The organism is Lentilactobacillus fungorum, assembly GCF_016860605.1.
In the GTDB taxonomy this organism is placed as follows: Bacteria; Bacillota; Bacilli; order Lactobacillales; family Lactobacillaceae; genus Lentilactobacillus; species Lentilactobacillus fungorum.
In genome coordinates, this window is sequence record NZ_BNJR01000016.1 from 61,966 (window position 1) to 83,653 (window position 21,688).

General features: G+C 40.0%; 18 protein-coding genes. 15 read left to right on the plus strand and 3 right to left on the minus strand.

Going from position 1 to position 21,688, the window contains the following annotated elements; translation table 11 throughout:
* Positions 1-36 precede the first annotated feature (36 nt).
* Positions 37-309: a cupin domain-containing protein gene (locus YK48G_RS09190; protein WP_203630428.1), complete on the minus strand. Its 273-nt coding sequence runs from the start codon at positions 307-309 to the stop codon at positions 37-39.
* Positions 310-911: 602 nt separating this feature from the next.
* Complete coding sequence (locus YK48G_RS09195) at positions 912-1,178, minus strand: type II toxin-antitoxin system prevent-host-death family antitoxin (protein ID WP_203630429.1); 267 nt, start codon at positions 1,176-1,178, stop codon at positions 912-914.
* A gap of 559 nt (positions 1,179-1,737) precedes the next feature.
* Between YK48G_RS09195 and YK48G_RS13545 the strand changes: the two genes are divergently transcribed.
* From YK48G_RS13545 to YK48G_RS09230, 8 genes are all read left to right on the plus strand, one after another.
* The gene (locus YK48G_RS13545; protein WP_232365339.1) at positions 1,738-2,580 is read left to right on the plus strand and encodes an AlbA family DNA-binding domain-containing protein; all 843 of its coding nucleotides are present in this window, start codon (positions 1,738-1,740) and stop codon (positions 2,578-2,580) included.
* The gene (locus YK48G_RS13550; RefSeq protein WP_232365340.1) at positions 2,577-3,293 is read left to right on the plus strand and encodes an ATP-binding protein; all 717 of its coding nucleotides are present in this window, start codon (positions 2,577-2,579) and stop codon (positions 3,291-3,293) included. The genes YK48G_RS13545 and YK48G_RS13550 overlap by 4 nt, the downstream gene beginning before the upstream one ends.
* A 349-nt stretch (positions 3,294-3,642) precedes the next feature.
* The gene (locus tag YK48G_RS09205; protein ID WP_373300201.1) at positions 3,643-4,782 is read left to right on the plus strand and encodes an ATP-binding protein; all 1,140 of its coding nucleotides are present in this window, start codon (positions 3,643-3,645) and stop codon (positions 4,780-4,782) included.
* Between the two features lie 918 nt (positions 4,783-5,700).
* Entirely contained in the window at positions 5,701-6,315 is a 615-nt protein-coding gene (locus tag YK48G_RS09210) for a GNAT family N-acetyltransferase (protein ID WP_203630431.1), read from the plus strand.
* 225 nt (positions 6,316-6,540) lie between these two features.
* On the plus strand, positions 6,541-7,920 hold the full coding sequence (locus YK48G_RS09215; RefSeq protein ID WP_232365341.1) for an MDR family MFS transporter: 1,380 nt from the start codon (positions 6,541-6,543) through the stop codon (positions 7,918-7,920).
* 18 nt (positions 7,921-7,938) lie between these two features.
* Entirely contained in the window at positions 7,939-8,385 is a 447-nt protein-coding gene (locus tag YK48G_RS09220; RefSeq protein ID WP_203630432.1) for a MarR family winged helix-turn-helix transcriptional regulator, read from the plus strand.
* A gap of 1,473 nt (positions 8,386-9,858) precedes the next feature.
* The gene (locus YK48G_RS13555; protein WP_232365342.1) at positions 9,859-13,965 is read left to right on the plus strand and encodes a DUF5776 domain-containing protein; all 4,107 of its coding nucleotides are present in this window, start codon (positions 9,859-9,861) and stop codon (positions 13,963-13,965) included.
* Between the two features lie 245 nt (positions 13,966-14,210).
* On the plus strand, positions 14,211-14,498 hold the full coding sequence (locus tag YK48G_RS09230; protein ID WP_203630433.1) for a hypothetical protein: 288 nt from the start codon (positions 14,211-14,213) through the stop codon (positions 14,496-14,498).
* A 201-nt stretch (positions 14,499-14,699) separates the two neighbouring features.
* Here YK48G_RS09230 and YK48G_RS09235 read toward each other — a convergent pair whose 3' ends face one another.
* The gene (locus YK48G_RS09235; RefSeq protein ID WP_203630434.1) at positions 14,700-15,116 is read right to left on the minus strand and encodes a pyridoxamine 5'-phosphate oxidase family protein; all 417 of its coding nucleotides are present in this window, start codon (positions 15,114-15,116) and stop codon (positions 14,700-14,702) included.
* A 277-nt stretch (positions 15,117-15,393) separates the two neighbouring features.
* Here YK48G_RS09235 and YK48G_RS09240 point away from each other — a divergent pair, with 277 nt between their 5' ends.
* From YK48G_RS09240 to YK48G_RS09270, 7 genes are all read left to right on the plus strand, one after another.
* A complete protein-coding gene (locus tag YK48G_RS09240) occupies positions 15,394-15,747 on the plus strand; it encodes an MmcQ/YjbR family DNA-binding protein (RefSeq protein ID WP_203630435.1) in 354 nt (117 codons plus the stop codon).
* Between the two features lie 511 nt (positions 15,748-16,258).
* Positions 16,259-17,008: a sugar phosphate isomerase/epimerase family protein gene (locus tag YK48G_RS09245; protein WP_203630436.1), complete on the plus strand. Its 750-nt coding sequence runs from the start codon at positions 16,259-16,261 to the stop codon at positions 17,006-17,008.
* Positions 17,009-17,011: 3 nt separating this feature from the next.
* Positions 17,012-18,307, plus strand: coding sequence for a gluconate:proton symporter (locus YK48G_RS09250; RefSeq protein ID WP_203630437.1), 1,296 nt, complete (start codon positions 17,012-17,014; stop codon positions 18,305-18,307).
* Between the two features lie 51 nt (positions 18,308-18,358).
* Complete coding sequence (locus tag YK48G_RS09255; protein WP_203630438.1) at positions 18,359-19,321, plus strand: sugar kinase; 963 nt, start codon at positions 18,359-18,361, stop codon at positions 19,319-19,321.
* Positions 19,321-19,950 carry an orotidine 5'-phosphate decarboxylase / HUMPS family protein gene (locus YK48G_RS09260; RefSeq protein ID WP_203630439.1) on the plus strand — a complete coding sequence of 210 codons (630 nt, stop codon included), beginning with the start codon at positions 19,321-19,323 and terminating at the stop codon, positions 19,948-19,950. Before YK48G_RS09255 ends, YK48G_RS09260 begins: the two co-directional genes overlap by 1 nt.
* Positions 19,947-20,489 (plus strand): 6-phospho-3-hexuloisomerase, encoded by a 543-nt coding sequence (gene hxlB / locus YK48G_RS09265; protein WP_203630440.1) that lies wholly within the window; start codon positions 19,947-19,949, stop codon positions 20,487-20,489. Before YK48G_RS09260 ends, hxlB begins: the two co-directional genes overlap by 4 nt.
* Positions 20,490-20,622: 133 nt before the next feature.
* A complete protein-coding gene (locus tag YK48G_RS09270; RefSeq protein WP_203630441.1) occupies positions 20,623-21,621 on the plus strand; it encodes a LacI family DNA-binding transcriptional regulator in 999 nt (332 codons plus the stop codon).
* Positions 21,622-21,688 lie beyond the last annotated feature (67 nt).

Genomic DNA, 21,688 nt, shown 5'->3' on the forward strand with positions numbered 1-21,688 from the left:
CCTTACCTAATTTTCCATCTTCTTTTGTTGATTACGTTAAACTATTTCCTGTGCTTGAATATAGAGATAAAAAAGAGGCTCTGCACCATTCGTTTTAAGGGCACGTCCACTCTTTGGAGCCACCCGAATAATCGCTCCCTCCACAACAGTAAATTCCTCATTGTCCACCATAAATTCGCCTGCATCACTTAAAATGATATATACCTCTTTATTAAATTTGTGGCTATGGACAAACGGAGTTGATTCACTCAACGGGACATAATTAAATGATATTTCACAACCAATTAATGCCGGCTGTTCACCAACCATTATTCGTTTATTCTTAACGAACCCAGTTGACAAATCACCAACGGTTATCACTGTATAATTTTTAGCCGTTCTAAGTCCTCATCATTTCGTGGCATTAGTATATCAAATTCAATGTTTACTGAATAGTAATATTTTTTCTATTTTTCCTGTTTTTACCGGTTTAGGGGTAGTGCAAAAATCTATTCTTGTAACTGAGGCTGCTGAAAAACTAAGAAAGCTTCAGGAAGGCCCCATCGAAAGCCTTTGTGTAATTATTTAAGAACTTAGGGATTGTTTTGACTTATAGTTAATCAAATACCGTATTATCCGAATAACAACATCTTGGAGATTGTCAAAAATGCAAAGAATATTTATGGTTGATTTGACGTTGCTAATATCATACAAGATGATGTTCTTCGGAGTTCTAAGATAATAGACTCTGGTCAAACCGATGTCTGTTCCAAATGTTTCGATATGCTTACCGACCTTCGTAAGTTTTTGAGCTGATCGAATAATTCTGATAGCACTTTACCGCTGATAGACCTGGCAAATGTATCATCTAAATAAGCTGCTATTAACCGGACATCATCCCTTGCCTCATACATAGAGGCTTGGAATGTAAATCATCGATTCATGATTTCCTTTTTAACATCGTTTAATGAATGCAAATTACCCTTTCGAGCGTGATCGACAATTTGGACTAATTTATTGGCGATTTGAGTTCGTTCGCATTTTTCGTACTCGGAAATATCAATAATGGCATACTTACCATAGCCGTTTTTGGTGAGAATGACAGGATTTTCAGGGGTTACTTTGTCTAATAGTTTATTATAGGAGCGCAATTCAGAAATTGGTTTAATATTGTTAATTCCAGAACTTGGTAATTTCATTTTGACCACCTCTCACGTAAAAGTACATAGAAACTGCTTAAAGTTTACAACAATTCATTAACGGGATCTTCAATTATTGTCTTGAGGAATTATCTTCCTTGAAGAAGCGTAATGATCTAATTGTCTCTTTTTACAAATGCTTAACACCTATTCAAAGCTCTTTTCAACAATTTCACTATTCCTTAGTGCTGTAATAAGTGTAAGTATAAAGTTTACGGAGTAAAAGCTGGTAATATTGTAATTTCCATTTAGGCTAGCACTAACAGTCCAATTCGATTTCATACTTTCGTTTTTAACTGGTTGAATTTGTTTATCATATTCATACGCGGCTAATTGGGTAGTATACAAAAAGTTACCTGAATCAAAATTGATAACAATACCGTGATCATTACTGCGAACCATTTTACATTTTGGATGATTGAGTTAATTTCAGAAGTATCGGTTATCTGTTGCTTACGCATTTGATCAAGGATCTGAGTGGACATTGATTCAACGGAGTTTACAATTTGTATCGTTTGATAATCTTTTGAGAGTAGTTAAAAATGAGGTGAAGTGAATTATGGAAGCCATTGAGTTTTCATCTGTCGATTTTTTAAATCCTGTAGAGGATATACGAATTGAATATAAGACTGCAAATTATAGTCTACCAAAAACCTTTTGGGAAACGTACAGTTCCTTTGCTAATACGGAAGGTGGCACTATAATTCTAGGAATCTCGGAAAATCCAAAGGGTCATTATCATGTTGTGGGAGTTGATGATCTCCAAGCGATACTAACTGAATTTTGGAATCAGTTACATAATCGAGAAAAGGTTAGTGCCGAGTTGATCAGGGATAACGGAGAAAATGTTCTTAAATATAAGCAATTCGGAAAAGTTATTGTTTGTATTTATGTTCCCAAGGCTACGAGCTATAGTAGGCCTGTGTATTTAAATGGTACTAAGGAAAATGCATTCGTGAGAACAGACGATGGCGATCGGCGAGTAACTGATGAGCAATTTAAGTACTTTATTGTTGATTCCCAAAACTCTATTGATGACCAATTATTATACAACTATACAATTGATGATTTGAACCTAGATGATGTCCATAAGTACAAGGAGGAGTTTGCTAAGAAGAGTAATAATCCTGATAAGATTAATACAAGTGATTTGGATTTTTTGAAAGATATTGGTGTGTTTAAAATTGATCGTACAAATAGTAATAGAGATTATTTTATGACCGTAGGCGGCCTCTTATTTTTTGGAAAATTAAATGCCATCACATCTCGTTTCCCGTTTTTTAAACTTGATTATTTTCGGTATCGAAATGATAGCGATAATGATTGGGAGGATAGGGTGTCTAGTGGTGATATGAATTTTCCGTCCCTCAATATTTATTCTTTTTATAATATCATATCGTGATAGAAAAGCTTCCTTTAGGAATACGTGATTACTTTTCCCAGGACGAAAAATTAACTCGTGGCTCATATATAGCTGATTTGAGACAAGCTGTAAAGGAAGCTCTTGTAAATTCCTTGATGCATCCATACTATGATTCGCACTCACCAATTCGAATTGTCGATCGTAAGAGTTACTTCGAATTTTATAATCCCGGAGACACGCGAATAAGCATTGATTCCTTTATAAGAGGAAATGACCCTCAACCACGGAACACAATCATTTCTACTCTTTTTAGAAAAGTAGGGATATCTGAAAAGGCGGGTAGTGGTGGACCGAGAATTTTTGAATCAGCTGCCCGTAATCATTTACATGTTCCGGATGTGGATCTTGGCTCATTGTCTACTAAAATAAGAATATGGAAAATTGATTTACTCTCAAGTTTAGAGGACGGATTGGATCTGACTGATGATGAAGCCTCGGTAATAAAAATAGTTGCTGATAGTAATAGTATCACCGTAAAAAAACTGGCAAAAATATTCGAGACAAAGTCAGAATACCAAATTCGCCAGTTAATTAACACTTTAATGGGTTATGGGGTTTGCAGAAAGTTGGGAATGGCCCTGCAACGCGGTACATGCTTAAAACAACTCCAGAACAAAACACGCTTGAAGCAACTAGAATGTTTAAGCAACTTGAAGATCGTATGTTTAAACGATGATAAAAATTTGATATGAAAACTAAGTGAGTCACCACCTGTTTAAAAAGTAACCAATATAATCAATTATTGCCGATAGATTCTATACTTAATTTTACGGATAATCATTTCAAACAGCTATTTTTCAGGTGAACTGAAGGAATAGCTGCTTTTATTTGGGCTTGAGGGGCTAACCAATATTGATTCTTTATGGATAGGCAGAGTAAGTATGATCTGAAAATAACTTATAAAATGGTTAAATCCGGCCTTCAAAAAAGTAAAATGAGAGGCTGCAAAATGGTAAAACACAAAATATGATTTTGGTTAAATCCAACCTTTGAATAAGAAAAACTGAAACTTGTTTACAATTAGCAAAGACAACATACAGCTTGGACAATGAAACAATTCGATTAATGTTAAAGGGCGATCCAGATGTCATATTGAAGGATGAAAAGCCAGTCCTATTAGATGAGTGGCAACTTGCCCCGGAACTTTGGTCCTTTGTTCGTCATCAAGTTGATGGGGGATTACCAAGCGGTAGTGTTCTCTTTACGGGAAGTAGTATTCGTGTTAATTCACGAATTCATAGTGGAGCTGGGCGAATTATCAGAATGAAGCTACGGCCATATACGATTGAAGAACGAAGAATGTCTAGTCAATATATCTCCATTCAGAATTTATTTGAGTTATCTAAAAAGGATAAAGTTTCTGGGCAAACCCATAATAATATTAACAATTATTTGGATGAAATCTTTAAGTCAGGTTTTCCAGGTATTCGAACGAAAGCGCCACACGCTAGAGAATTATTACTACAGAGCTATATTGATAATATTATTGAGCATGATTTCGAAGAAAATGGGTTTAAAATACAAAAGCCTGAAAGCTTGGTGGCTTGGCTGAAAGCATATGCGGCTGCCATTGGGACAACGACAAAGTTTCAGACAATTATTAGCACAGCAATGGCTAATAGTGGTGAGGCGCCAAGTAAACCAACAGCAATGAGTTATCGAGAAGCTTTAGAAATTCTCTATATTATTGACGAAATTCCACCATTTTTAGCTGCCGGTAAAATCTATCCTAATTTAGCGAAAGCACCAAAGCATTATATGCTTGATCCCGCCATTGTGCTAAAATTGTTAGGAGTAAACCGTGAGCAATTGGAAACCTATCAGATTCCGAAATATGTCGGTAAATTCAATCAAACTTTAATTGGTCAGCTGTTGGAATCTTTAGTTTATCAGAGCTTAGTAGTATACGCAGATGCTAATGACGTCAAGTTATCTCAGTTTAGAAATCACCAAGGAACCCGGAAAATTGACTTTATTTTGCAAAGAGGTAAATCTCTTGTTTTATTTGAGGTCAAAGCAGATCCAGAAGCGAAGGACAGCTATGTTCGTCACTTGAATTGGTTTGAGAATTTAGTCAAGGATGAATTTAATGTGACTAAGGTTCTTTTAAACACAGGCCATTTTGCATATACACGACAAGACCGAGTACATGTATTACCGATTGCGATGTTGGGAGTATGAGCTTTGTGCAGTCGATACTGAAATCGTGTATTTATTGGATTACGAAGGCCATGGTAAAAAAAGAGATGTGGCCGTCAAGTTCAATTGACCAAAGAGCACACATTAGTTTAGCAGTCACAAAAATAAAAAAGCAAGGCTCTTAGTCTTCGCTTTCATATGTATCTGCCCCGCCCGGACAATTGATTATTTGCGGCATTCTTGCGGCACTATTATTCAAGATAAGTGAAATTATGAATGCACAAGCTAGCAAGAATACTGTTATATCAATCATTCATGAAACTATGTGAATGTACGAAACCTGTCATTTAGTCCTCGGGGGACGCATCGATGTAGAACGTTGATATGCCAGGTAGTCAGAGACTATCCGAAGCATCTAAAAATACAGATTGATGGTTTCTTGTCTAAATTCATGACGAGAATCATGACGAGTTTATGAGAATACCATTCATTGGTCAGTAAAGCTGTTTGGATTTGCTGGCTTTTCTTTCTTTTGCCTTCATCAACTGGCTTTCAAATTTATTAAAAGTTGATAACGTGACAACGGCTGGAGTATCAACATAATCCCTAGTGGTCTTCGCATTAGAGTGGGTAAGCGCCTTTGAAATCTCTTCCATTTTTTGAGATCATTGAATAAATCAATAATTTATCAAAAGGTACGAAGAAATGAAATATCTACTACTAAAGTAATGTTTTAGTGCTGATAGAGCCAACAGCGGCGTCAAGATGAGCGACACCACTGGGATCGTAAAAGGATTAACCCGGTAGATTCACATATTGGAATCTGGACCAGCTACAGTGTTGGCAATGGGCATTTTAGTGCTTTTAGATTGATTTTCTGTGTTGTATGGCAGTCATAAGCGTGCCCATCTGAGGCTGGTATAATTAGTTTTTAAAAATCGGTCAAGCAAGGAGAACTCAATGACAATCGTTTATAAACAGATCACACCTAAGGATTTAAATGCTGCCCGCCAATTTGCCATTAAAGGAATGCACCTTAGTTGGTATGTTAACAATCAAATCGAACTATATTTTTACAGTTGGTATTTCCTGTATTCGGAAATTTTGCAAGCGACCATCGCGATTGGGGCGTTTGTAAATGGAGAACTGGTAGGAATGATATTGGGTAACATGGACAAAGCGCCTAAGTTGTTTAAATCAAGGCGGTGGAAATGTTTTGTGAAAGTTGTTGGATTTATCGTTCGTTATGGCTTCGAAGAGTCTTCAAACCCATACAATGAGGCTAATCAAAAGATGCTGGCGAACTATCAAAATTTATCTAAAATTGATGGCGAGCTAAATTTTTTTGCAGTGAATCCCGATGTGGTTGGCAAAGGAATCGGAACTAATCTGCTTAATGAGTTTGAACGACAAATTCCGGGTAAAACAATTTATTTATACACGGATTCTGGATCCACATATCAATTTTATGAGCATCGAGGATTCAACCAGGTAGGGCAGATGGAGATTGAATTGCCCATTAAAGGTAAGAAGACAGCAATGACGTGTATGTTATTTGCAAAAACAATCCGGTGACTGTAACTGATTTTTTCGAGATTATCTTTTATGAGTCTGCAAATTGCCTAATTAATGATTTTTCTTTTGTTCTCATTAATTGATCTTATGTGCCGTTATGCCGCCAATGGATCGCACTTCTGTGGTCATTGGAGGTAGTATTGGGATCACTTATCTATCCTTGACAAGTAGCATGCTATGTATTAGATTAGATAGCATGCTATTTTTTATTTGGAGGGAAAATATTTGAATACATTAACCAGACGGCTGTTGGTGGTCACAATCTTACTTGGCGGCTTTTTGTCCACATTAACCGAAACGATATTGAATAATGCTTTGCCTACAATCATGCAAGTATTTAAAGTTAGTCAGTCGATGGCCCAGTGGCTAAGTACTGGATATATTATGATTGTTGGCATCATTCTGCCAGTGTCAGGCTACTTTTTTAATCGTTTTCCATTGCGGCCACTATTTTTATCAACACTGGGTGTCTTTTTGGCGGGGACAACGCTCTCAGCTTTTGCACCAAATTTCTTCTGTTTGCTTATTGGACGGATGATTCAGGCAATTTCAGTGGGAATTAGCATGCCCTTAACTCAAAATGTCATGACACTGATTTATCCACCTGAAAAAAGAGGGGCCGCAATGGGGATGGCTGCTGTTGTGATTATTCTAGGACCTGCGATTGGACCAACACTTTCTGGCTGGATAGTGGATCATTATTCATGGCGCGTCTTATTTGCATCCCTCCTACCCGTTACGCTAATCATTATTGTATTGGGATTGTTTGCGTTACATAATATTAATAAGAGGCGTAAGTCACAGCTTGACGGTCTTTCCTTGTTTCTTTCAACCTTAGGATTTGGCTTGCTTTTGTACGGGTTTTCAAATATTGGCTCGATCGGCGGCATTGATTTAACAACAATTATCTCTATCCTAGCGGGGATTATTGGGGTGGCACTTTTTGTGTGGCACCAGCTTAAGTTACAGATGCCAATGCTTGAAATGCGCGTGTTTGCTTCTCCATCATTTACGAAAACAACAATTCTTGCTGGTCTTATTAATATTGCGATGTTAGGAACCGAACTGATTATCCCGCTTTATTTACAGTCGGTTCGTGGTATTTCGGCATTGGTGTCAGGGATTATGTTACTTCCTGGAGCAATTTTAATGGGGATGCTGACGCCAATTGCTGGTCGGCTATTCGATCAGCATGGAATTAAAAATTTGGCTATCGTCGGGTTTGGCATTCTATCTGCGGCGACTTTGCCAATGCTTCAATTTAATGCCACAACTAACATTGTTTGGATTGTGGTGTTGTACGCCCTTCGGATGGGAGCCATTTCTTTAGTGATGATGCCAGTGACGACGTCGGGGATAAATGCCTTGCCGCCAAGATTAATTGTCGATGGTAATACTGTGGTAGCAACGTTTAGACAAATTGCCAGCTCCTTGGGGACGGCTGCTTTAGTGACAATTTCGGCAATCGTATCACAAGGCCAGACAATGCGGACGGGTCTTACTCAGGGGTATCAAGTTGCTTTTGGTGTGACGTTAGCAATTTCACTGATTGGTTGGGGAATTGCCTTTACGCTTAAGAACCGAACCGTAGCCGAACTAGAATAAAAAGGAGTCGGATTACTAGTGATACACGAATATGGACGCAAAGTTAAAGCGCTGGATCTATTGTTATCTAAGCGTTTATCTCAAACCCTCACTGATCTAAAAGTACCATTTACAGACGCGCAAAGTGCACTTTTGATGGTGCTGTTTCATCATCAAGATAAGCCAGTTTACCAGCGTGATTTACCCCGAATTCTTGGTGTCAGTGGCCCCACAGGTAACGGGCTTGTAAAAAGATTAGTTCAAAAGAAAGCGATTCGGATGATTCCTGATGATCAGGACTCAAGACTCAAAAGATTAGTTTTGAGTGATAATATTCGAGTTGATATTGTTGCTCAACAGACGCAGTTTGAACTTGCATTCCAACGTACTGAATCGGAAATGACGAAGAATTTCTCGGATGCTGAAAAGCTGGCATTTGATGAACTTTTACGAAAAGCAATTCAAAATTTAAAAAGTAGTTTTTAAAAGTTGACAAATTAATGTTACATGGGGCAAAGATTGTCCAGCCGAGGTCGTCTGAAGTTCAAGCGGAATTCTTGAAAGTAGCGTCATTCAAATAAATAATTCGGTTAAAGCTATCAGTTATGGCTTTATCAATCCCTTGACTATTATCAATTTTCCTGATAATGGTCTTATTTATTCTGCTTGATTTTCCTTAAGATTCATATCAAGTGAATCGAATTTTGGTTGACCAAGTTTTACTGCGAGTTCGCCAAGTCGACATTCGCTGACGTTTCGCGGATTTTTAAATTGATTTTAAAAGCGAGACGCCCACTTAGGACGCTACTTTTAAAATCATAGCGGCTAAGCGCCTTAATATTGGAATGTCTTTGAGACTTCCACGAAATTATATCAATCTCGATAGCGTTAAAAGCCGGTCAATTTAACTAAAATCAGGCTGACCTTTGTTGAGGGATTAATAATTCGGGTTTGATATTGATCTTGAATTGGCCTTCAAGATCCTTTTGGAGGAGGGCTCGCCTGGTTGTATGACTTTAGAAATTGCTGCAAAGGGAGAACTTTTCGTTGCTTTAATATCCAATAATGCTCTAATTAGATTTTAATAATCACTGCTAGGTATTAAATGATAAAAGGCGAAGCAATTAGCTCAACAATATTCGTATTCATTCATGATAATGCGCCGATTTTTATCACGTTGTGGACTTATTTGTGCAACTACCGCATTATAATAATGAATTATAATGTATATTAAATTTACATATTTACAATTTTTACGTAGACATAGGCACTATAATTAAGCTATAATCATATTCACAAAAGAGGAAGATTCTCATTATAATATCATTTAATTCACATAAATAATGATTCGATTTTCATTTAAAGTTATCATTTTGGGGATCGTCACTTTGTTAGTTGTATACGATGATGGTGCTGTAGCACGGGCAATCTCAAACCAGATTTTGAGTTTTTTATATTATTAAATGTCCATATCAATGATGGTGATCAAATGAAAAACAAATTTAATTGGGTGAAATTATTAAAATTGTTTTTATTGGTAATCATAATAATGATCGTTTATGTGTGTTTGTATTGGTACGGTCGAAACTGGTAGATAGTCATTAAAGCTTATTTACTTGTTGAGCAATTAAGAGAAAACTCAGAAGCTAATCGTCTGGAATGCCGATGTTGTTTACTGCATCGAAGAGAAAGTAATGGGGGGATAAAGCCAAAGACATTGAGACAAAGGGGTAATATTTTTTAGGAAAAGCTGAAGATAAATTGTTAAATATTAACCTGAATCATTTATATCATCTCGTACATCAACGATAGTTACTGGTGTATCGACATTATATGATATTTCCTTTTTCACCATTGAGGGAAAAGAAAATGCGGTGATAGCCCAAGGATCACTTGCGATCGCTTTGTTGACATATTTGTTATTTAATGATGCCAATACTGTTAAAGGGGTTGGGGTTTATGAAATCAGTTTATTGTAATAAGGCATACCGAAAGTGGATAATAGCCATTGTGCTGTGGGTGTTAGCTATTTTGTTCTTAACCGAAACGTCAGCAGCTAGCGCCCAGGCGGTCAATCGGCTAACCACGATTCCGGCAATTCAAAATACACTATCAAAGGCTGTTAGCCATCAATATCAAACGGGATTAACCAGCTCAACGTTAAATAGTCCAGTGTCAGCTTCGTCAGCTATAGATTTGACCAACAGTACAGTTGAGTTCGATCCAACGGTCATTACAGATTCGAATCCCAGCTTTTATCCGAACCAAACCATTAATCTGATGGCCCTAATTGAGGCTCAAGGAACTGGGGAAGCCTATGTAAATGGAAATGTGAAAATTTTTCTCAATAAAGATATTTTTAAGCCTGTCAGTGCCAGTGACGTCTCGTCGAGTGAATTTCTAAGAGGGCAAGTAACAATTTCCGAGACAGACACTGATTATGTTATTAACCTTCCGATTGGGATAGTTCCAAGCGGGGCACACATTGGAATTCCATTTTTGGCAACCCTCAAGCCTGGCAAGATCCATCATAATCAGAATTATCAGATCCCCAGCGAATATTATGATGCCGATAATAACTTGCTGTTTAAGACAAATAAATTTGCGGTTCATACAGTGACTGATCCGCCAACCGCATCTGGGCCCGGAAAAGTTGATTCATTAAATGAGTCGTATTGGGACAATGAGAATAAACTTAAGACACCTCAGAAAATAAGTATTAATCAAGATAGTTCATATTACTACGATGCCAAAACCGAACCGGGGGACTATACTTTCACGGTTCAATTGCCAACAGGATATACGGTTCCCGATGGTGGTAGTGGGGGATGGACCTATCACCCAGACACCAACCAGCTAATTCAGCAGGTAACCATTAATACCAAGTCGGGGTTAGCCACTAACGGGTCGTTAGGAAGCTTTACGTTAACAATTCCTGCCGGATATGTTGCCGGGACTTCAACAAAATTGTTGATGACGGTGACAGGACCGAATGGAGAAGCTTCGGCAACTAGTAAAAGCGTCAGTATTTTTAAGGCACCGACCCCAACTAATTATTTCAGTATAACTGGTTCGAAACGAATTGCATTTGGCACTGGAAGTTGGCAGTCAGATGTTAACAAAATTTCGACTGATACATCTATCATCTCCACGATCACACCATTATCATCAATGACGGTTGGCAAATACGGTGGTCATGATACGATTGATTCGGCTGCGTTAGCCAGCGTAACCGATATACCACAATTTGATTATCCAATCTCCCAGATTGCGTTTAATAATACGACTTCGTTGAGTTCAGATCTCAAGCAAAAACTTGATCAGAATGAAATTGAAGGAGTATACAGCGAAAATGGTATAAGTAAAACTGTTAACTTGGGAAGTGTATCGTTTGATGACCCCCTAGAAATCAATGAAGCGAATCAGCGGGCATATTCAAGTATCAAAATAACATTTGCTTCGCCAGTCCAACTTAGCAAAGCAGGTACTGGTCAATTCTCAATTAAGACTACGGGTCACCTCACTCACGCTACAATTGACCAGTTTAAGGAGAGTCAAAGTTCTTCTCAATCCTATTATAACCGCATGTCCGCTCAGTTTTCTCCTTCAGGTTCATCAGTCTACACAGGAACAACTTCAAGCAGTGATTATATTAGTCTGACGAAGGACATGCCAAGCGTTGGTAGTCCTCGATTGACACTTCACGGTCAAAATGGCACGCAAATGCTGGGTGGGAAACCATTGTTGGTTAATTTTGACTTGAATGCATACAATAATGGAAATGATAAAATTCTCCCTCAAAATGGTAAGGTCATCTATTTGGTTCCGGATGGGGTTTCGTTGGATTCAACCGATACTGGCGACATTAAGAATCTGAAGAACTTAACCGTTCAAAAAAACTATGCTGGCTCTGGTAAGACGGCCATCATCGGCGAAATTACGAACGCGGCAGTTTTTGGGACCAGTAATGGATCGGTAAACTATCAAATTCCCCTCACCGCAGACGCTTCTGTGTACTCTGGTTCATATAATGTCGAGGCCTTCTTCGTTTTCACTAATAATAACGGCAAAGCTGGCAATAAAACTGATCTCAGTGTCGATGAGAACGCCGCTCGTATACCTGACCAATATGGACTGTATGCTTCTACTAATAACCCAAAGAGAATTATTTCTAATGAAGCTTCGTTTACCTACTTACCAGACCGAAAACTAGTTAATGCTAATAAGGTTAAGGTGTTTAATCCGGAAACCAACCAGTGGAGTGAGCCAGTTTCAGATACCGGGGATAACGCATTTACTAACGACAAACTGGAGTACGACAATTCAATTAAAAATGATGGCTTATCACCTTATACGTATCTTGATATTATTGGTGTTTTGCCGTATCCGGATGATGTGAAAATTAACGGGACTAGAGGTTCTAACGTTGCAATTCATCTCACCGGGCCAATCAGTCTTGATAATGACAGGTATACGGTGTCATATTCTACCGCGACTCCAAACAAGGACTTAGTCAAAAATTATGATGCTAAATTTGAGACCACTGAATCCGATTGGTCTAAAGCCACGATGATTCGAATTAAGTCAAAAACCGGAACCACTTTAGGGATTGGAGATTTAATCAACTTTACCTACCCAGCCCAAGTACCAAATATCAGTAAGGAGGCGCCTGATGCAAATAAGGCCCAGGGAATTAACACTTTCATTATCCGAACCAGTGACAATGACGTTAATTTGCTGGAGTCGACTCCAGCCACGGTTCGCGTTAAGCAGCCTTACGTTCCAGTTAGCCTACAGTTTTGGACCAAAGATCAGGATGGAACAGCGCATCAGATTAAGGATCCCCAGACAGTTACGGATCAAAAGATTGGCAGCACGTTTACCAAGAATGCTGCCGATTACCCGGTTGACCACTATGTTCCGGCCGATAGCAGTGATCACTCGATTAAAGTGAGTCGAGCAGCAAATAACAACGTTCTTAAATTGTGGTATAACCCAAAGTCAAGTGATGCGACGGTTAATGGCGTTGTTAAGTTCCAAGATAGCGCTGGCAATTCTCTAGATAAGGACATTTCTTTTAGTGGAGTAAGCGGCTACCGGTACGATGTAACGGCCATTTCCGCCGTGAAAGCTGCTCAAAAGAAAATTCAAGACGACGGTTATCAGCTGCAAAGCACGGTTGGTGATCCAAAGGGGATTTTTATTTTTGAGAAACCGGTAACGGTGATTTACAAATATGAAAAGCCAGTTACTTCACCAACCCCATCCCCTACACCAACCCCAATAACGGGCCCTAACCCGAATCCAATAACGTCCCCAAACCTAACGCCAACTCTACAGCCAACATCTCAACCGATCCTGAATCCTAACAAGTCAATCGCCGCAAAGAATGAAGCTGTTTATGCGTTGAAGAAGATTTATCTCTATCAAAAACCAACCTTCAAGAAATCACAACGCCAAGCTGGCTACGTGTCTAAGCCGCGAGTTCATCGCCCGATGTTTGTCGTGACTGGCTATGCCCGCTCAGCAAATGGGATTTTGCGTTACAAAGTTAGAGACGTGAACCATCTTACCAAAAATCGCCATAAGACTGGTTATATTACGGCAAGGTGGGCTTATATCCGGCCAGTCTATTATCAAAGTACGCACAAAACACTGACGGTTATTAATCCACGCGGTGTTAATGAGTATCGAGCCGTTAATCTAACGGGAAAGGTTCACAATTTTAAGCAGGGGCAAGTTCTTCAGGTGAAAAAATTTGTCCACCATAACTTGACTACCCGCTACGTGTTAGCGAATGGTCACTACATCACAGGGAACCGAAAACTGGTTCAAATGGGGGAAAAAGAATTCCCTAAGTATGTAAAAGCGAAGACTTCGATTAATCGTTATCGAACCGTTAACCTGACACAAAAAAATAAGCACTATAAGAAGAATAAGGTCTTCAAGGTGCGCGCGGTTGACTACTCATATGAAAATAGCGTGATAAATCACGGTACGATGCGTTACAAAGTTGCTGGTGGATACATTACGGCTAACGCTCACTTGGTTAAAGCCGTGAAGTAGCGCCAATCTAACAAATCCGCGAACCGAAAAGTCCGTGGATTTTGTTCTGTTCTTTTTACCGAACAAACGTAGGTCCCACGAACCAACCGGAAATCACTCATTTTAAACGGTTGGATAGATGTTACCCAGGAAGTGCAGCTGTAGCATGCAAGGATTATCAATTATTTCTAGAAAAATATGAGGTTATAACGGGGCGCTAATTAAAAACCGATCATTTTGTGATGGCTTAATGGGGGGGGACTGCAATGACAAAATTTGACTTAATGATGCAACTGCAGTTAACTTTTTTACAGTTTAATAGTTTTGCTATACAAACAAATCAGCCGGCATTTTTTACAAAGGAATTTAATGATACCGTGATCGTCTACACCGTGCCAAATGCTTGCGATTATTTCATACCGACTCACTTTTATGATTTGATCCAAGAGATAAAACGTTACGATGGTTCCAATTTATACTATGCCGACACGCTGTTTGATTTGGTGGAAATTGATATTCAGATAAGAAAAGAAGGTTTATCCGAGTGTAATTAATTTAACTAAACAAGAGATGAAAATATCAAAAGACTCATGGCACGCAATTGAAATGAATAGCGTGATAAATGGACTACGGCTTAATAATAGAAGAGCAATGGGCTTTATATTCGTAAAATGTTTCAGATAAAAAATGCCTCAGATCAATAGCGTTAAAATTCTATATCCGAGGCATATGCCAACAAGTATTTTATTTTGAAATCAGTCATTTACTGGTTTATTTTCAATTTCAATCCCAGCGTTTTTCCCGGCATCCAGGCTAACAGTCCGATCAACGGAGATGACCACGGCAGCGATTGCTTTGGGGAGTTTGTTCACCGATGCATATTCCTGCGCGTCGTCAAATATTTGATCATCTTGGTGAATCGTCGCCCGACCTTCTACACGAAACCCTTTTAAGCCAGGGTAAGGATGAAAGGCAGCCGCAATTTTAGGATTAACTTGAACGTTGTGCCATGACTGATGTCCGGTTTCTTCATTGTATATCAGGTGTTCATCATCAAAAACTCGCAGAGTCCCTTTAGGACCAATTTGGGGATTGCCATTTTCATCAACGGTTGCTACAAAACCAAAGGCATCATTAACTAATTGTTTTTGTTCGTCACTCAAAGTTGCCATTACGTAAACCTCCTATTTTGGATAAAGTAATAGTAGTCAAAATCCGGTCTTTCTTCATCAGGATATGGTCATGAACCAGTGGATTATTTGGCCTTATCGGATTAAGAAGCTACCACCTCCTTAATGTACAGCGCCTGTTAACAATTTGTAAAATACATTATTGGCTCATTTTTAGTAAGTGTCAATAAAAAAGTTTCTAAAGTTATCTTATCGCCGTCAGATTTACTAAAATAAATGTGTGGTAGTTTTATACACTTACACAGGAGAGGGTTACAAAATGGAACGCGAAGAAATTTTTGCATACGTTAATCAAAAATATCATTCCCAACCAGAGTATTTATGGAAAAAGTATCCCAGTTACGCGGTGTTAAGGCATCAAGATAATCGTAAGTGGTATGGGTTAGTGATGGAAGTGGCCAGGAAAAACTTGGCCCTTGGAGAAAGTGGTTCAGAAGACGTGATGGATATCAAAATGATGCCAGACGAAATTGACGCCTTGCAAAAGATGAACGGATTTCTGCCAGCCTATCATATGAATAAAGACAATTGGCTGTCTGTGAGGATTAGCCAAGTGCCAACGTCAGAAAATCACCAACTGATTGACGCCAGTTATCAATTGACTAACAAATAGTTTTAAATAATCAACAGGCCTCATTGCTTCCGGAAGTTTCTCGGAGAAGCAATGGGGCCTATTTGTCTAAAGGATTTTAACTTTTGCTAATAAAACTCATCTGAATCGTCATTGGCTAAGATGTGTTCAATTGATACTTGGTTGATAGTGGTCAAAAATGCCAGTTTCTGTTGCTGCAACTGCTGGATTTCAGGGTTAGCTTGGCGGGTTTTAAGTAGATGACCAAGGAAGGGGGATGTGAAGGACGCAAAAAGCGTCTTTTGTTTAAACAGCGTAAGGCCTCCTAGAGCATGTAGAAGATACGGAGCAGTTTTAGGGAAACCGGTTTCCAAAATGAAATTCAATAAGCGATTCTTTTATATGAGGGCTCATTACCTTGAGCCAAATTGTTTGACAACTTTTAGGAAAGCGTTTACCATACACGGTAATTAGAAACGATTATGTCGACAAATCAAAATCAGTTCTAATCCAATTCTCGTTGTTGCTGTTTCATTTATTGGAGGAATTTATCATGACATTAATTTTAAATACCTGGATTTTTGAAGATGATGTTCAAAATGGTGTCAAACAGGCTGACTTAGTGGATCGGGTTGCCAAGCTTGGCGCAGATGGCATTGAAGTCCGTCGCGAGTACTTTAAGGATTTTGATAGTGAACTATCAGCGGTTAAGAATCGAGCAAACGCTCACAATTTGATTGTGAATTATAGTGTACCAGATGTTGTCTTTGAGCCGGACGGTGCTGTTAATCCAAAGCTTGGTCAGTACTTCGAAGAGGGAAAAGCCATGGGGATTAGCAAAATTAAGTTCAACACTGGAAATTTTGATCACTTTGATGGGGATCTGAAGGAAGCATTAGGCCAGTTCCCAATCGATGATATTGAGATGAACGTTGAAAACGATCAGACAGCAGTTTCAGGCACGGTGGAGGCCATCAAGGCGTTCCTAACAGCTGCGCAAGCGGCCGGCCTTAGTCAACTGGGGTACGTGTATGACTTAGGCAACTGGGCCTTTACGCATGGCGACGCGGTTCTTGCCGCTAAGCAGTTAGCGCCGTTTACACACTACATTCACCTTAAGAATACGATTGATCATAATGGTGAATTAACCACTTCAGATGATTTAGATACTGGCATTTTTGATTGGCGCCAGCTGCTCACATACTTACCGACAGACGTCGCCTTCGCGCTCGAATATCCGATGAAATCTGATGAGCAAATCAAAAAACAAGTTAAGCTACTCAAATCAGAAATAGGGGATTAACTCATGACATCAACAATTATTTCAATCCTACTTTTAATCACGTTTGTTGGGTTTATCTGGTATATCGTCAGAGGCGGCAACCTAATGATTGGGTTCTTCGTGATGGCAATTCTTTGGTCGGTTATTGGCTTGGTACCTTTTAATACCGCCATTCAGAAAGTCTTTGCCGAACCGGCTTTAAATTATGGGCCAACGATTATCTACATCGTCTTTGGATCCTGGTTTGGCCGGGTATTAGTTGATAGCGGAATTGCCCCGGCAATTTCTGAGGAAACAAACGCGGTTGGCAAAAAGAAACCGTTAATTGCGGCAATCCTAGTTATTTTAGTGACAACACTTATTTTTGTTAGCGCTTACGGTGTTGGCTCCGTGATTGCAATTGGCGTTATTCTGCTGCCGATTCTACTTTCAGTTGGATTGCCGCGTGACCTTGCGCTTTCGGTTTTTTCCTTGGCAATTGGCGCGCCAATGTATATCAACGTTGTGCTGTTTAATCAGATTAAAGTTTTCTTTCCTAAAGACGTTTATGGCGGCAAATACCTTGAATTTGGGATAATTGCGACCCTTGTTCAGCTAGTTGCTGTGATCATCATGCTGATTATTCACAGAAAACGGATTAATCCGGCCAACGCGGAAGAAAATCTAAAAATTATCGGTGCGGCAGACGCTACCGAAGAGCAAATTAAACGAGTACCTAAGATTGCATACGTCGTGCCAATTATTCCGGTATTTATGAACATGGTGTTTGGCTGGGATGCAATCCCGGCCTTGACGCTCGCAACTTTAATTGCCATTTTTATTACTGGCAATGGCACAACCTTCAAAAAGTTCACTGATTTTTTGAATGACACGATTAAACAATCGATTGGTGACATTGCTGGCTTAATTATGTTTTTGATGGCATTAATTATGTTTGCCGGCGCCGCTCAAATTAACGCACCACGATTCCGACCAATCTTTGAAGCAATTTTGCCGAATAGTCATTTAATTTTAGCGCTCATGATTGGTGTCCTGGCACCACTCGCACTGTTCCGGGGCCCTTTGCATGTTTGGGGTGCTGGTGCTGCAACGGCTGCCGTACTTTCTGGTACGGGGTTGTTCAGCGATGCCTTCTTATTGCCCCTACTTTATGTACCATCTCTCATGGCGGTTTCAACTGATATTACCCAGTCTTGGAACGTTTGGGGGCTTGATTATATGAAGGTTGGTACCAAGAACTTCTTAAAATTGGGAATTCCGGTGATGTGGCTTGTTTCGATTATTAATGAAGTGTTGGTATTTTACTTCTTTGGTCGCTAAGATGAATTGAAAAATGATTAATGAATAACTTAATGAAAAGAGGAAATGAAAATGAGTGAAGTTATTACAGTTGGCGAGCCCGTTGTGACGTTTGCGTCCACTGATCCAGACGCATCCCTTTCAGATGCAGAACACTGGGTCAAAATCTTGGGTGGCGCGGAATTAAACGTGGCGATTGGTGTTAAGCGGCTAGGACATTCAGTTGAATATATTTCTCGAGTGGGTCAGGATCCACTGGGTGACTACGCGATTAAAACCATTCAAAGCCATCAAGTCGGTAGCCAATATATTTCAACAGACCCAACTTACTGGACTGGGCATCAGTTGAAGCAGTTAGTAACGAAGGGTGATCCGTTAACCTACAACTATCGGACCAATTCAGCTGCTGCTCATCTATCTGCCGAAATCATGGATCAAGTTGATTTGAATGGCGTCAAGATTGCGCATATGTCAGGGATCTTTCCAGCTATTTCAAGCGTTGCTGAAAAGTCGTTTCGTTCGTTGCTTAAGCGCTTGGTTGCCAAAGACATTTTGACCACTTTTGACCCTAACCTGCGGCCATCGCTTTGGAGCAGTCAAGAGAAGATGATTAAGACGATTAATGAACTAGCGGGTGCCGCTACGATTGTTTTGCCAGGCGTAGAGGAAGGTCGAATTTTAATGGGATCGGCTGACCCGGAAGCGATTGCGGACTTTTATCTGCAAGGCGAGCGGACTAAGACTGTCGTTGTGAAGCTCGGGCCAGCTGGTGTCTATGTTAAGAATCAGGATGGATCAGCTTATACGGTTAATGGCTTTAAGGTTGATCAAGTTGTTGATACGGTTGGTGCCGGCGATGGGTTTGCGCTTGGCGTCATTACCGCGCTGTTGGAAGGCAAATCGTTCAAGTCAGCGGTCTTAAGGGGAAATGCGGTCGGGGCTTTGCAAGTCCAAACACCGGGTGACAACGATGGGTACCCAACCCCAGCTGAACTAAACGCTTTTTACCAAAAAGAAGGAGTGTCTGAAGACTAATGAAATTACAAGTTGCAATTGATCGTGTATCATTGGGCGAAGCAATTACTTTGGCTCACAAGTTGGATGGGATCGCGGACGTAATTGAGTTTGGGACATCGTTGGTTAAGGATTATGGCCTGCTAATGATTAAAGAAAATCCCTTGAATCTCAAACAGGCTAAGTTACTGTTGGATTTAAAAACCATCGATGAAGGCCCCTATGAGTTTGAGCGTGGCTTTGAAGCCCATGGCGATATTTTAACCGTGATGGCTGGGTCTTCAGTCGATACCATTAGCAAAGTTTATGAGATTACCGAACAGCATCAAAAAGAGATGCTAATTGATTTGTTGGCAGTCGGTGACGATAAAGTCAACCAAATCGCTAATTTCGCCAACGCCATCTATGGACTACACCATTCAAGAGATGCCGCGGGTCATTTTGACGCAGTAAGCGCGAGTGCTGATTTTCATGAAAAATTCCCGGCGATTAAGCGAATTGCCGTTGCTGGGGGCATCGATCTTGAACAGGCTGAAGGGTTGGCTAAGCAGGGAGTGGTCGATACCGTGATTGTCGGCAGTAAGATTATCGGCACCGTCGACCCAGTTCAAGCGGCTAAGGAATTTAAGGAGGCAATGACGTTATCATGACATTAATTAATGATGTAATGCACGAAGTAAATGAGGTCATGGACTTAGTTAAAGAAGACCAAATTGACGATGCTGAAGGGCTGATTCAAATGGACCGGCGCATCTTTGTTTTGGGGGCCGGCCGCTCTGGGTTAATGGCCAAGGGGTTTGCAATGCGCTTGATGCACATTGGCTATACGGTCTTTGTGATTGGTGAAACCATTACGCCAGCTATCAAAGCCGGCGATGTCCTGGTTGCGGTATCCGGTTCTGGAAAGACTGGCAGCGTGGTTGAGCCAACTGAAAAGGCCAAGCAGGACGGCGTCAAGATCGTTGCCGTTACAAGTAATGCAGACTCGCCATTAGCTCAGCTAGGAGATGCGGTGATCATAGTACCCGGCGCAACCAAAGCTGGTGATGGGGTTCAATCGATTCAATTATTAAGTACGCTATTCGATCAAAGCGTGCACATTACCTTGGACATTCTTTGCCTCAAGCTCAGTCGAAGAGATCACGTTTCAAATGGGATGGCTAAAAGTACCCATAGTAATTTGGAATAAACTCGGGGTGATGAAAAGCTCATACCATGTCACGCCAGACCATTAGATTATGGTAAAATCAAGCTATAATTATTAAATGGGTGAAGGCTGATCGTACTTTTCACTAACGATCGTTGAATTGGGGAAAAGAGAAATGGAAAAGAATCGTCAAGAAAAAGGTCAATCGACTGTTAAGATGCGGGATGTTGCAGCCCTTGCCGGCGTTTCGATTGCAACGGTGTCGCGCTATTTAAATGGCAACTTGGATCGAATGTCGAAAGCCACCGCTGAACGCGTAGCGGATGCAATTAACAAGTTGAATTACGTGCCCAACTCGGCAGCAAGGCAGATGATCACCAAATCATCCGGTCTGGTGGCGGTTATTGCTGGAAATATTGACGATTTTTTTTCGACTGAGATGTTTAAGGGAATTAATGCCATGCTGGAAAGTGAAGGCTACATTGGTGTTTTATTTGATTCTAATTCCGACATGGCACGTGAACGCCACCTGATGCAAATTGTCAGCAACCAAATTTTTGATGGCGTTATCTTACAGCCTTATAACTCCGTTCAGGTAATCCAAGAAACAATTAAGCGGCCAATGCCAATTGTTTTGGCTGATCGAGAAATCGACCAGTCACCTTGGCCACAGATTGTCACCAATAATTATGAAATCTCTCGGAAAACAACGCAATATTATAAGGATCGGGGCTTTGAACGGGTGATTATGATTACGTCGAGCTTGTCCATGGCCGCTAATCGCCGGGATCGATATTATGGCATTCAGTCAGTGATTAATCATATTGATGTTTTAGAAGTTTCAGAAAACTCCTATAATCATCGGAAGGTCTTACAAGAATTAATGGCACTGATCAATGGGTCAAAGGAAAATACGTTGATTTTTGCGTTAAAGGAACGATGGTTAACGGAATTTATTCCACGATTATTTTATAAGGGATTGATTGATAATCAGCACGTGGCGGTAACTGGCTTTTCTGATACTGGGACAGCTCAATATATTGACCCGCAAACCAAGTTAATTGCCCAAAATCCGTATTTAATTGGTGCCAGTTCGGGAGAAGTGATGGCAAATTTGCTTCAAGGTAAACCACAAAAGCCCGAAAAGATTGTGGTTCCGGCAAAATTTGGCTAATAAAGGGTTATAAAAGGCTTGTTAATGGTTGAAGTGAAATAAGCTAAGGATTCATTTGGCTGGATTA